The sequence below is a fragment of the Microbacterium lacusdiani genome (assembly GCF_054779895.1).
On sequence record NZ_BAAGXJ010000003.1, the window covers coordinates 632,412 to 645,220 of the forward strand.

Annotated in this window: 11 protein-coding genes; 1 reads left to right on the forward strand and 10 read right to left on the reverse strand. The window is 73.9% G+C overall.

The window, feature by feature from the left end; translation table 11 throughout:
- Positions 1–18: 18 nt before the first annotated feature.
- The 10 genes from xerD to ACYVGN_RS05200 all read right to left on the reverse strand — a co-directional run bounded on the left by xerD (position 19) and on the right by ACYVGN_RS05200 (position 11,817).
- Positions 19–921 (reverse strand): site-specific tyrosine recombinase XerD, encoded by a 903-nt coding sequence (gene xerD / locus ACYVGN_RS05155; protein ID WP_055990747.1) that lies wholly within the window; start codon positions 919–921, stop codon positions 19–21.
- A gap of 30 nt (positions 922–951) precedes the next feature.
- The gene (locus ACYVGN_RS05160) at positions 952–1,524 is read right to left on the reverse strand and encodes an NUDIX domain-containing protein (RefSeq protein ID WP_055990751.1); all 573 of its coding nucleotides are present in this window, start codon (positions 1,522–1,524) and stop codon (positions 952–954) included.
- A 1-nt stretch (position 1,525) separates the two neighbouring features.
- On the reverse strand, positions 1,526–3,208 hold the full coding sequence (locus ACYVGN_RS05165) for a CTP synthase (protein WP_055990755.1): 1,683 nt from the start codon (positions 3,206–3,208) through the stop codon (positions 1,526–1,528).
- 66 nt (positions 3,209–3,274) lie between these two features.
- Positions 3,275–6,205, reverse strand: a complete 2,931-nt coding sequence (locus ACYVGN_RS05170) for a DUF2207 domain-containing protein (RefSeq protein WP_460789195.1) — start codon at positions 6,203–6,205, stop codon at positions 3,275–3,277.
- A complete protein-coding gene (gene recN / locus ACYVGN_RS05175; protein ID WP_460789196.1) occupies positions 6,202–7,893 on the reverse strand; it encodes a DNA repair protein RecN in 1,692 nt (563 codons plus the stop codon). Before recN ends, ACYVGN_RS05170 begins: the two co-directional genes overlap by 4 nt.
- Positions 7,894–7,912: 19 nt before the next feature.
- Positions 7,913–8,872: an NAD kinase gene (locus tag ACYVGN_RS05180; protein WP_055990761.1), complete on the reverse strand. Its 960-nt coding sequence runs from the start codon at positions 8,870–8,872 to the stop codon at positions 7,913–7,915.
- 16 nt (positions 8,873–8,888) lie between these two features.
- A complete protein-coding gene (locus ACYVGN_RS05185; protein WP_055990764.1) occupies positions 8,889–9,689 on the reverse strand; it encodes a TlyA family RNA methyltransferase in 801 nt (266 codons plus the stop codon).
- Positions 9,686–9,865 (reverse strand): hypothetical protein, encoded by a 180-nt coding sequence (locus ACYVGN_RS05190; RefSeq protein ID WP_460789198.1) that lies wholly within the window; start codon positions 9,863–9,865, stop codon positions 9,686–9,688. The genes ACYVGN_RS05185 and ACYVGN_RS05190 overlap by 4 nt, the downstream gene beginning before the upstream one ends.
- Before the next feature lie 31 nt (positions 9,866–9,896).
- Positions 9,897–10,928: an HAD-IIA family hydrolase gene (locus ACYVGN_RS05195; RefSeq protein ID WP_055990770.1), complete on the reverse strand. Its 1,032-nt coding sequence runs from the start codon at positions 10,926–10,928 to the stop codon at positions 9,897–9,899.
- Positions 10,912–11,817 carry a hypothetical protein gene (locus ACYVGN_RS05200; protein WP_460789201.1) on the reverse strand — a complete coding sequence of 302 codons (906 nt, stop codon included), beginning with the start codon at positions 11,815–11,817 and terminating at the stop codon, positions 10,912–10,914. The genes ACYVGN_RS05195 and ACYVGN_RS05200 overlap by 17 nt, the downstream gene beginning before the upstream one ends.
- 171 nt (positions 11,818–11,988) lie before the next feature.
- Between ACYVGN_RS05200 and ACYVGN_RS05205 the strand changes: the two genes are divergently transcribed.
- Positions 11,989–12,741, forward strand: a complete 753-nt coding sequence (locus tag ACYVGN_RS05205; RefSeq protein ID WP_460789203.1) for a hypothetical protein — start codon at positions 11,989–11,991, stop codon at positions 12,739–12,741.
- Positions 12,742–12,809 lie beyond the last annotated feature (68 nt).

Here is a 12,809-nt window from a genome sequence, read left to right on the forward strand (position 1 = left end):
CGCTGGGCCCGCGAGACGTCAGCGGGCCCGCGGGTGGCTGGTGACGTACACGTCGCGCAGCGTGTCGACCGTGACGTGCGTGTAGATCTGGGTGGTCGCGACGGACGCGTGGCCGAGCAGCTCCTGCACCACGCGCACGTCGGCGCCGCCCTGCAGCAGGTGCGTCGCGAACGAGTGGCGCAGCGTGTGGGGCGACACGTGCGCGGTCAGCTGCGCCTTCTCCGCGGCCGCGCGGATCACGAGCCACGCGCTCTGCCGCGACAGCGGCGCGCCCCGCGCGCCGAGGAACAGCTTCGGAGTCGCCCGCCCCCGGGTCGCGAGGTCCGGCCGCACACGCGTCAGGTACGCGTCGACCGCGGCCCGCGCGAACGACCCGACCGGCACGATCCGCTCCTTCGATCCCTTGCCGCGCAGGCGCAGGATGTCGCCGCTCGCGAGGTCGTCGACATCCAGCTGCACGGCCTCCGACACGCGCGCGCCCGTCGCGTACAGCAGCTCGAGCAGCGCGCGGTCGCGGATGCCGATCGGGTCCTCCGCCGAGGGCGCGGCCAGCAGGCGCTCGACCTGCTCGATCGTCAGCGCCTTCGGCAGCCTCCGCGCCTGCTTGGGCGGTCGCAGCCGCGACGACGGGTCCGCGTCCGCGATGCCCTCGCGGGCGAGGAACCGGTGCAGGCCGCGCACCGAGGACTGCAGCCGCGCGAGCGACGACGCGGCGGGCGGCGGCTCGGCCGACGCGCGATCCGCCGCGAACTCCGCGATCACCGCGGGCGTCACGGCGTCGGTGTCGGCGACGCCCCGTTCCGTCAGCCAACCGACGTACGCGTCCAGGTCCCGGCGGTAGGCCGCGACCGTGTGGTCGGAGAGCCCCCGCTCGATCGTGATGTGGCGCAGGTACGCGTCCATCGCGCGCTCGAGTCTCATGATCCGGCGAGCCGCATCAGGCGACGCCCGTCACGCCCGGGCGGACGCCCGCCGCCTCTCGGCCGCGAGCATGATGCCGAGCATCATGGCGCCGTTCGCCACCTCGCCGCCCATCACGGCGGCGACCGCGTCGTCCAGCGGCACCCACTCGATCCGGATGTCGGCCTCCTCCGCCTCGCGCGCGTGCACGTGCGGCGCGGCCGAGAGCCCGGTCGCGAGGAACAGGTGGATGATCTCGTCGCTGCCGCCCGGGGTGGGCGCCATCCGGCCCAGGCGCTCCCAGTGCTCGGCGACGAGGTCGACCTCCTCGGCCAGCTCGCGCCTGGCCGTGTCGAGCGGGTCCTCCCCCTCGATGTCCAGCAGCCCGGCCGGAATCTCCCAGTCACGCGTGCGGATCGGGTGGCGGTACTGCTGGATCAGCAGGACGCGATCCTGATCGTCGATCGCGACGACCGCGACCGCGCCCGTGTGGTCGATGTAGTGACGGACCAGCTCGTGGTCGTTGTACCGGAAGCGGTCCTCGCGGACGTCCCACACGCGGCCCTCGAAGACGAGGTGGGAGTCCACCACCTCGACCTCGAAGGGCTCGTCTCGGATCTCCACGTCAGGCGTTCTCGACCTCGAAGAGCTCGCTCGCGCGGTGACGGTCCACCGCGGCGCCGACCAGGCCGCGGAACAGCGGGTGCGGGTCGGTCGGGCGCGAACGCAGCTCGGGGTGCGCCTGCGTGGCGATGTAGTACGGGTGCACGTCGCGCGGCAGCTCGACGAACTCCACGAGGTTCAGGTCGGGGTTGATGCCCGAGAAGACCATGCCGGCTGCCGAGATCTGCTCGCGGTACGCGTTGTTGACCTCGTAGCGGTGGCGGTGGCGCTCCTCGACCTCGGTGGCGCCGTAGACCTCGGCCGCGATGGAGCCCTCCGCGAGCTTCGCGGGGTACAGCCCCAGGCGCATGGTGCCGCCCAGGTCGCCGCCGGCGAGGATGTCGACCTGCTCGGCCATGGTCGCGATGACCGGGGCGCTCGTCTCGGGGTCGAACTCGCTCGACGACGCGTCCGCGATGCCGGCCACGTTGCGCGCGTACTCGATCACCATGCACTGCAGTCCGAGGCACAGGCCCAGCGCGGGGATGCCCTGCTCGCGCGCGAAGCGCAGCGCGCCGAGCTTGCCCTCGATGCCGCGGATGCCGAAGCCGCCGGGCACGCAGATCGCGTCGAGGTCGCCGAGCTGCTTGGCCGCGCCCTCCGGCGTCTCGCACGTGTCGGAGGGGATCCAGCGGATGTTGACCTTGACGTCGTGCGCGAAGCCGCCCGCCTTGAGCGCCTCGGTGACCGACAGGTAGGCGTCGGGCAGGTCGATGTACTTGCCGACGAGGCCGATCGTGACCTCGTGCTTCGGGTTGTGCACGGCCTGCAGCACGGTGTTCCAGCGGGTCCAGTCGACCTCGCCGGCCGCGAGGCCCAGGCGGCGCACGATGTAGGCGTCGAGCCCCTGGTCGTTGAGCGTCGAGGGGATGTCGTAGATGCTCGGCAGGTCGACCGTGTTCACGACGCCCTCGACGTCGACGTCGCACATCAGCGCGATCTTGTTGCGGTTCGACTCGCTCACCGGGCGGTCGCTGCGCAGCACGAGCGCGTCGGGCTGGATGCCGACCTGGCGGAGGGCCGCCACCGAGTGCTGCGTCGGCTTGGTCTTCTGCTCGCCCGACGCGCCCATGAACGGCACGAGCGACACGTGCACGAAGAACACGTTGTCGCGGCCGAGCTCGTGGCGCAGCTGACGGGCGGCCTCGAGGAACGGCTGCGACTCGATGTCGCCGACAGTGCCGCCGACCTCGGTGATGATCACATCGGGCTTCGGGTCGGCCTCGGCCTGCAGGCGCATGCGGCGCTTGATCTCGTCCGTGATGTGCGGGATGACCTGCACGGTGTCGCCGAGGTACTCGCCGCGGCGCTCGCGCGCGATCACCTGCGAGTAGATCTGACCGGTCGTGACGTTGGCCGCCTGGCTCAGGTTGACGTCGAGGAAGCGCTCGTAGTGGCCGATGTCGAGGTCGGTCTCGGCGCCGTCGTCGGTCACGAAGACCTCGCCGTGCTGGAACGGGTTCATGGTGCCCGGATCCACGTTCAGGTACGGGTCGAGCTTCTGCATCACGACGTGAAGTCCGCGGGCCGTCAGCAGATTGCCGAGGCTCGCCGCGGTGAGGCCCTTGCCGAGCGAGGAGACGACACCACCCGTCACGAAGATCTGCTTGGTGGTGGTCTCGGGTCCCGCGCCAGGAGTCTGCATCACGGGCTTCGATCCTATCAGTCGGATGGTCGTCGGGGCCGCGCCGCGCGCGTTCCGCCTATCGTGTCACGCCCGGGTACGCCGCCGCGAGGAGCCGTCGGATCCCGGATCGTGGGTCGCGACGAGCGACCAGATCGTCGCGACGACGGCCACGAGCCCCAGGATCGCGATCGGCGCGAACCCCGGCTCGTCGCCCGACCACTCCGACGTCGCCCATCCGAATACGGGCAGGAGGGCGAGCGCGGCCGCCGGGCCGCCCCAGCGGACCACGTCTCGGAGCGGGCCGGGGCGCAGCCCGCGCGCCCGGCGGATTCCGGTGACGGCCGCGGCGAGCGCGGCCAGACCGAGCGCGGCGGCGAGCGCGAGCGGGGTGTCCTGCCAGATCCGCCACAGCCACCAGTCGGTGCGGTCGGCGGGTGCCAGCGATCCCTCGGGGAAGGCGAGGCGCATCCCCAGGAAGCGAGCGTCGTCGCCGGGCTCCGGGGTCAGCACGTAGGTGACGGCGCGCGGGTCCCGCTCGACGGTGTCGGGCTCGCGCAGCTCGAGATCCTGTCCCCGGCGGTGGTCGAGCGCGGCGGCGCTCGTCGCGCGGTCGGCGAGGTCCGCCGGCACGGTGAGCGACACCCGGATGCGCTCGACGCCCACGCGGTCGCCGCCGAGGTCGAGCAGCCCCTCCCAGCCCCACGTCCAGTGCGGGTTCAGCGCCGTCCACCGCAGGTCGTCATGCCACTGCCCGCCGGACCGGGAGGTGGTGACCGGATGCGCCAGGCGATAGGCGATGACCACATCGTGCTCCCCCGGCCACTCGTCAGGGAGTGCGGTGCGCAGCAGCGCCATACCCTGCGTCCGCTCGGTCGTGAAGGGCGCGTCCTCGCCGTCGATCGTCACCGCCGTGACCTCGAGCCCCTGATCGCCGCCCTCCGGCCGGTCCGTCCACTGCCGCAGGACCTGCGGCACCTCCCGGCTGCCGTCCGAGACCGTCACCGCGAGCCGCTCCTCCACCTCGAGCACGGGCCGTCCGGCCGCATCGCGTTCGAGCGTCGCCTCGGCGTCGAAGGCCCGCACGAACATCCCGTACGAGCCGGGGAGGTCGTCCCACGCGGCGTCGCGCGGCGGCGTCACGCTCGGCGACGGCACGAGGTTCGCGAGCAGGAACGCGCCGACGACCAGCAGCGCGCTCGCGATCCGGATGGCGAGCCGCCCGCCCCCGAGGAAGTCGGGGTCCTCGCGCACCGCGCGCGGCACGCCCGCCTCGTCCATCGCCCGCCGCACGATGGCCGCTCCCCGGCGCGGTCCGGCGAACATCACGGCGTATGGCAGGAGCGGGTCGGCGAGCGTCGCCCTGTCGGCCGCGCTCGTCCGCTCGGCGAAGAGGCGGATGCCCAGCAGGTGCTCTCGCACCAGTGCGCCTCGCCGGGTCAGCGGGCGCGCCGACAGCGCGATGACGAGCACGACGGCCGCGATCAGGATGGTCGCCGCGACGACCGCGACCGGCCACCAGAACACGCTGAGCGGGAACTGGAACGACAGCTGGCGCGCGAGTCCGAGCTGCAGGATGGGCAGCGCCAGCGCCGCGCCCACGACGTTGTCGCGCACGAAGCCGTCCGGGACGCGGCGCAGGTTCCGCTGGAAGGCCTCTCGCCACACCGGATCCCGGGGGTACTCGGTCCACGCGCGCGGCCAGTTGCCGAGGCGCCCGGTGCGATGCAGCTCGCGGGCGAGCGCGCGTCGCGCCGGCTCGCGATCCCGGCGGGGCGGCTGCGGCGCGTCGCGTCGGCCGCGGCGCCACGGCAGCGGGAGTCCGCGCCTGCGCGGTCGCGCGATGCCCGGCCGCCGCGCCGTGGCCTGGTAGTCGGCGAGCGCGCGCACGAGCGGCGCGGTGCCGACCGCGCGCCACAGCCGCGCCGCGAGCGGCGGGGCGATGCCGTCGAGCGGCTCGGACTGCGCCACGAACCACGCCCGGCCGCGCGCGTCTCCCCACGCCACGGCCCGCGCCGCGAGCGACAGCAGGAGCACGACGGCGGCGGCCAGCAGCGGCGCGAACGGACCCACGACCATGACCCAGAACACGGGCGACGGCGCGGGCATGACGAGAGAGCCGGGGGCGAAGTGGAAGCGGAACCACGCGGCGGCGTGAGGCGGCAGGTTCTGGTCGTTCGTGAACTCGTACGTGACGGCATCCACCGTCTCGCGATCGACCTCGAGCGCGGTGCTCTCCCCCAGCAGCAGCCACGAGATCCCGGCGCGCGGTTCGCGCGCGAAGTCGTCCACCAGCTCGCGCGGCACCGTGATGCGCACGGACGTCGCCGCGGTCGCATGCTCCCAGCGCGGCCCGAACGCATCCCACTCGAGCACCTGGGTCCATTCGCGCGTCGATTCGTCGAACGAGTCGAACGCGACGTCGTGCAGCGTGTACCGCAGCACCAGCTCATGGTCGCCGGTGAGGCGTTCGTCCGTCTCGATCGAGAAGACCGTCCGCGTGGCGCCCTGCCGCACGCCGACCGTCGCCTCACGCCCGTCGAGCTCGGCGGTCACGAGGCGCGGCTGCACGTCATGCCCCTGGTACTGGCTCACGAGCACCCGTTCGATCCGCGACTCGTCGACGTCGTCCGGGAACGCCGCCGTGATCCGCTCCTCGACCGCGATCTGGACCCGGCTGTCGTCGTCGCGTGCGAGCTCGTAGTCCGCCTCGAACGATCGCGCGATCCAGGAATCGGCTGCGGAGCCCGCCGCATCGAGATGGTCGTCGAAGCCGAGCGGCTGGTTGATCACGGGCCCGACCAGGAGCAGCACGCCGAGCGCCGCCACCGCGGTCCACACGATGCGCGCGGCCAGCCGTGTGCCCCGCGAGCCGCGCGCACGCGAGCGCGCCTCGATGCGCAGCAGCAGGAGCGACAGCCGGCGATACAGCCGGGTCTGGTGCCGGGGCGGGATCGGGACGGCGTCGGCCGGGGCGGCCGGATCGGCGCCGGGCGCGCCGCCCCGCTCGCGGCTCATGCCCGCACGGACCCCAGCTGCAGCAGCTCGCGCGCGTGGGTCAGCGCGGCCTCCGAGTCGGACAGGCCCGACAGCAGGCGCGCCATCTCGGCCTCGCGGTCGGCGCCCTCGAGGCGCGTGACGCTCGACGACGTGACGGACCCGTCGTTGGCCTTCACCACGCTGAGGTGGTTGCCCGCGAACGCGGCCACCTGCGCGAGGTGCGTGACGGCGATCACCTGCGACGCCTCGGCGAGGCGGGCCAGACGGCGGCCGACCTCGATCGCGGCCGCGCCGCCGATACCGGCGTCCACCTCGTCGAACACGAAGGTCGGCACGGGGTCGGTGCCCGCGATCACGACCTCGATCGCGAGCATCACGCGGCTCAGCTCACCGCCCGAGGCGCCGCGCGAGACCGGCCGGGGCTCGGCACCCGGATGCGGCGCCAGCAGCAGCGCGACGTCGTCGCGCCCGTGCGCGGACTCCGCGCCCGGGCTCACCTGGACGAGCAGGCGCGCGTCGGGCATCGCGAGGGCGTGCAGCTCTTCGGTGACCGCCTCGGCGAGGCGCTCTGCCGCGCTCGTCCGCGCCGCGGTCAGAGCCTCGGCCCGCACGTCGAGCCCGGCGCGCGCGTCGGCCAGCTGCGCGCGCAGCCGCTCCACGCGGTCGTCGTCGTCATCCAGCTCGGCCAGGCGCGCGAATCCCGACTCCAGCAGCGCGATGGCCGCGTCGAGCGAGCCGTGCGCGCGCACGAGCCCGTTCAGCACGGCGCGACGCTCCTCGACGGCGGCGAGCTCCTGGGGGCCGGTCTCGTCCAGGTCGGCGAGGAACCCCGACAGCTCCACCGCGATGTCCGCGGCGCGGTAGCCGAGGTCCGCCAGCTGCTCCCCGAGCGCCGCCAGCGCCGGATCCGCCACGCGCTCGAGCGCGCGACGCGCCTCCGCGAGCAGGGTCGACACGTCGACCGCGCCGTCCTCGCTCGACAGCGCCTCCCGGGCGACCGCCGCCGCCGCGCGCAGCTCCTCGGCGTTCGCGAGACGCTCGGCGCGCTCGGCGAGAGCCACGTCCTCCCCAGCCTCCGGCGCCGCCTGCTCGATCTCCGCGAGCGTCGCCCGGAGCGCGGCCGCCTCGGCCGCGCGCGCCTCGCGGTGCGACGTGATGGACTCGAGCTCGCGGTCCAGCGCCCGCCAGGCCTCGTAAGCCTCGCGGTAGGCGGCGAGCGCCTCGCGGACGGGGTCTCCGGCGAACCGGTCGAGCGCGTCGCGCTGGGCGGCCGCCGACTTGAGCCGCAGCTGATCGGACTGGCCGTGGACGACGATCAGCTCGTCCGCGAGCTCCGAGAGGACGCCGGCGGGCGCCGCCCGGCCGCCCACGCTCGCCCGGCTGCGGCCCTCGGCCGCCAGCGTGCGCGACAGGTACAGCTCCGCCTGCCCGCCGCCGATCGGCTCGACGTCGCCGCCGGCCTCGCGCACGCGCTCGGCCACGGCACCCTCCTCGGGCACGATCCAGACGCCCTCGACCGAGGCCTGCGGCGCGCCCGCGCGCACGGCGCCGGAATCGGCCCGCTGACCGAGCAGCAGTCCCAGCCCCGTCACGACCATGGTCTTGCCGGCGCCCGTCTCGCCCGTGATGGCGGTGAACCCGGGCCCGATCGGGAGCGTCGCCTCGCTGATCACGCCGAGGTCGCGCAGCCGCATCTCTTCGATCACGAGTCGCCTCCGCCACGGGTCATTCGTCGGCCTCCGGCGGGATGGTGTCGATCACCCCGGTCGCGGTCGGCTCGGCGGGCCCGCGCCATCCCTCGACGGGGAGCTTGAACTTGCGCACCAGGCGGTCGGTGAACACCGCCGGGTGCAGGCGTGCGAGGCGCACGGGCTGGGCGGACCGGCGCACGGCCACGTGGGCGCCCGGCGGCAGCGGGTGCGACCGGCGTCCGTCGCACCACAGCACGGCCGACGCGCCCGCGCCGCCCTCGAGCACCTCGACGGCGACCGCGTGCTCGGGCCCCACGACGAGCGGCCTGGCGAACAGCGCGTGCGCCGACAGGGGCACGACGGCGATGGCCTGCACGGTCGGCCAGATGACCGGGCCGCCCGCGGAGAAGTTGTACGCGGTCGATCCGGTCGGGGTCGCGATCACGACGCCGTCGGCGCCGAACGTCGACAGCGGCCGCCGGTCGATCTCCATGACGACCTCGATCATCCGCTCGCGGCTGTCCTTCTCGACCGTGGCCTCGTTCAGCGCCCAGGTCTCGTACACCACGCGGCCCGCGCGGTCCTTGACGCGCACGTCCAGCGCGAGCCGCTCCTCGACGGCGTAGTCGCCCGCGACCGCCCGCTGCACGGCGGCGTCCATGGCGTCGCGCTCGATCTCGGCGAGGAAGCCGACGTGGCCCATGTTGATCCCGAGCACGGGGGCGGTGCCGTCGCGCACCAGCTCGGCGGCGCGCAGGATGGTGCCGTCGCCGCCCAGCACGATGGCCAGCTCGATGTCGGCGAGCGCGATGTCCGTGCCGAGCACGGGCACATCCGCCAGCACGGGCGCGAGGGCGGACAGCTCCGCGCGGTCCTCGGGCGACAGCACGGGCTGCGCGCCCGCCGCCCGCAGCAGCGCGACGACCCTCACCGCGGCCTCGACCGTGTCCTCGCGGTGCGCGTGGGCGACGACCAGGATCCTCCGCTCGCTCATCGTCCTCCGTCGCTCGTCATCCTGCGCTGCATCTGTCGATCGTGGTCTTCCATTCTGTCGGATCGGTCCCGCGACCCGGGGCGATGTGGATGAGCACCTCCACATTGCCGTGCGTGCCCTGGATCGGAGACGGCAGCACGCCGAGCGTCCCCATCCCGAGATCCCTCGCCGTGAACAGCACCTCCGTGACCGCGTCGGCCCGGAGGCCGGCGTCGGCCACCACCCCGCCCTTGGGGATGCGCGTCCGCCCCACCTCGAACTGCGGCTTCACCAGCAGCACGACGTCGGCGTCCGCCGCCGCGACCTCGGCGACCGCGGGCAGCACCTGCGTGAGCGAGATGAACGAGAGGTCCCCCGTGATCACGGACGGCGCCTCCTCCACGCCGCTCGCCTCGGCGAGCCCCTGGCGCGTCATGTACCGCACGTTGAACCCCTCGACCGAGCGCACGCCCGCGTCGACGGCCACCTGCGGCGCCAGCTGGCCGTGCCCCACGTCTACGGCGATGACCGGCTCGGCGCCGCGCTCGCGGAGCACCTGCGTGAACCCTCCCGTGGAGGCTCCCATGTCGAGCGCCACACGACCGGCGGGATCGACGCCGAACCCGTCGAGCGCCGCGATGAGCTTGTGCGCACCACGGCTGACGTAGTGGTCGGCGTCGGCGACCACGATGGGCGTCTCGTCGTCGACCTTGATCGAGGCCTTCGACGCCACACGACCCGCCACGGTGACGCGCCCCGCCTCGATCAGCGCGGCCGCGTGCGTGCGGGAGCGCGCCAGGCCGCGCGCGGCCAGCGCGGCGTCCAGGCGGAGGCTCATTCGCCGGGCTCGGCGGGCGCCTGCTCGAGGCGCCGCGCGAGCTCGTCGTGCAGGCTCGCATAGGCGGCGGCGCGGTCCGCGAGCGGCTGGCCCTCGATGATCCGCACCCGGCTCACCAGGCCCTCGCCCTCGGTCTGCCGGTCCTCGGCGGACCGCTCGTCGCTGCTGTCGCTCACGCGGTCAAGGATACGTCGCGCGGGCGGCGACTCAGCGGAACGGATCGGCGTAGAGCCGCTCGGGGACGCGGAAGCCGAAGATCTGCCGGCCGGTGTCCCAGATCGCCCTCGCCGCGGCGCGCAGCAGGTCGATCGGCTCCCCCTCCGAGACGATCTGCACGTCGGGTCCGTCGATCCGCACGGCGGCGTCGCGCACCCACACGGCGTCGCCCTTCACGCGCGCGACCGGGTACGGCTCGAACAGCTGCCGCAGGTCGGACACGATGTAGGTCGGTCGGCTGTCCGGCGGCGCGGCGAGCACGTGCTTCGGGCGGTCGATGCCGGTGAGCACGAGCGCCGACGGCACGCCGGCGCGGTTCGCGCCCAGGATGTCTGTGTCGAGCCGGTCGCCGATGAACAGCGGCGAGGTCGCGCCGAAACGGGCGACCGCCTCGTGGAAGATCGGCGCCTCGGGCTTGCCCGCGACGGTCGCGAGGCGGCCGACCGCGGTGTGCACGGCCGAGACCAGCGTGCCGTTGCCCGGCGCGATGCCGCGCGCCTGCGGGATCGTCCAGTCCGTGTTCGTCGCGATCCACGGGATGCCGCCCTCGTCCTCCGGAAGGGCGAGCGCGTAGGCGGCCTCGGCGAGCTGCATCCACGAGACGTCCGGCGCGAAGCCCTGCACGACTGCGGCGGGCCCGTCGTCGGCGCTGCGCGTCACGACGAACCCGGCCTTCTCGACCTCGACCACGAGCCCCTCGCCGCCGACGACCAGCACGGTCGAGCCGGCCGGGATCCGCTGGGCGAGCAGCCGCATGGCGGCCTGAGGGCTCGTGACGACGTCCTCGGGACGCGTGTGGAGTCCGAGCTCCACGAGGTGGGCCGCGACCGTCGCGTCCGTGCGCGAGGCGTTGTTCGTGATGTACCCGAGGCGCCGGCCCTCGTCCGCCGCGCGGTTCAGGCTCCCGACCGCGTGCGGGATGGCGCCCGGCCCGGCGTACACGACGCCGTCGAGATCCGCGAGAACGGCGTCGACCCCGTCGAGCGGCGTGCGCTCCTTCTCGCGCTTAGAAAAGAGCGCCATCGGGGCGGCCCTCTCCGTCCTCGTCCTCGTCGCTCACCGCCGACGACTCCGGCGTGTCGTCCGCGGACTCCGGCTCCGCGTCGATCTCCGCGAGGATCTCGGCGACCTCGTCCTCGACCGTGAACGTCTCATCCTCGGCGGCCGGCTCCTCGGCGGCCGGCTCCTCGACAGGGGCCGGCTCCTCGACGCGGGCAGGCTCCGCTGGGGCGACCTCCTCCGCCGACTCCGGCAGCTCCTCGGTGTCGGCGTCGTCGATCTCGATCACGTCGAACTCGTCCTCGTCGACCGTGTGCCCGAGCGCGTCGGCGGCGATCTCCGCGCGGCGCCGCCACTCGGCCGCCTCGTCGTGGAGTCCCAGGTCCTCGAGCACATTCGCGCGGGCCGCGAAGAGACCGGGGCTCCACTCGAACGCGCGGTCGGGGTCCAGCTCGGGGATGTCCAGCTCGGCGAGCGCGAGCTGCGTCTCCCCGATGTCCAGGCGCGCGCCCGACATCGCGATCGCGAGCTCGACGCGCACGGCCGGCGGAAGAGCTGCGCGGTCGACCGCGCGGCCCTCCTCGAGCGCCCGGTCGGGACGCCCCATGCCGCGCTCACTGTCGACGATCATCGCGATCATGTCGTCGCGTCCGGTGATGCGGCGGTACGTCCGCAGCTCGCGGAGGGCGAGCGCGTAGTCGCCCGTGGTGTACGCGGTGATCGCGAGCGTCTCGCGCGCGATCGACACGCGGCCGGCGTGGCGCACGGCGGCGAGGGCGTGCTCGTGCGCGAGCGCGGGGTCCTCGTCGAGCGTGCGGGCCGCCATCGCCAGGTGGCGCGCGACGCGCTCGGCGTTCTCCTTGCTGAGGGTCTTCAGCTCGTTGCGGGCCGCCCCCGGGAGATCACGGGGCATGATGTCGTCGGGCAGCTCCGGGTCGGGGATGCGGGCGTGCTCCGGCGGCCGCGAGTTCGAGCGCTCGCGGTCGTCGCGGCGATCGTCGCGGCGATCGTCGAACCGGCGCTCCCCCGACGGGCGCCCGCCATCGCGCTGAGGGCGGCGGTCGCCGTCCCGGAACGAGCGCGGATGGTCCCCATCGCGCTGCGGACGACGGTCGCCGTACGAGGGACGGTCGCCATCGCGACGCGGACGATCGCCGTACGACGGACGGTCCCCATCGCGCTGCGGACGACGGTCGCCGTACGAGGGACGGTCGCCATCGCGACGCGGACGATCGCCGTACGACGGACGGTCGCCGTCACGACGCGGACGATCGCCGGACGAAGGACGGTCGCCATTGCGACGCGGACGATCACCGTAGGAAGGCCGATCGCCATCACGACGCGGACGATCGCCGGACGACGGACGGTCGCCATCACGACGCGGACGATCACCGTAGGAAGGCCGATCGCCATCACGACGCGGACGATCGCCGGACGAAGGACGGTCGCCATCACGACGCGGACGATCACCATAAGCGGGACGATCGCCATCACGACGCGGACGATCGCCGGACGAAGGACGGTCGCCATCGCGACGCGGACGATCACCATAGGAACGGCGATCGCCGTACGCGGGACGGTCGCCGTCGCGACGCGGACGGTCTCCCTCGCGCTGCGGACGGGAGTCGCGATCGCTGTAGCGAGGGCGGTCGCCGTCGCGCTGCGGGCGGCGGCCGCCGGAGGCGCCGGCGTCCCGCGGACCGCCCTCGCGCCGCGGTCCGCGGCCGCCGTCACGGCCTCGAGGAGCTCCCGGGCGATCGCCTCGGTCGTGCCGTCCTCGGTCGGGTCGGTCGCCGTCCTCCGCAGCCATATCCACTCCTCCATACTGCCGTGTTAACGCAAGAGGGCCACCCAGCGTTGGGTGGCCCTCTCGTAAAGGAAGTCCGGCGGTGTCCTACTCTCCCA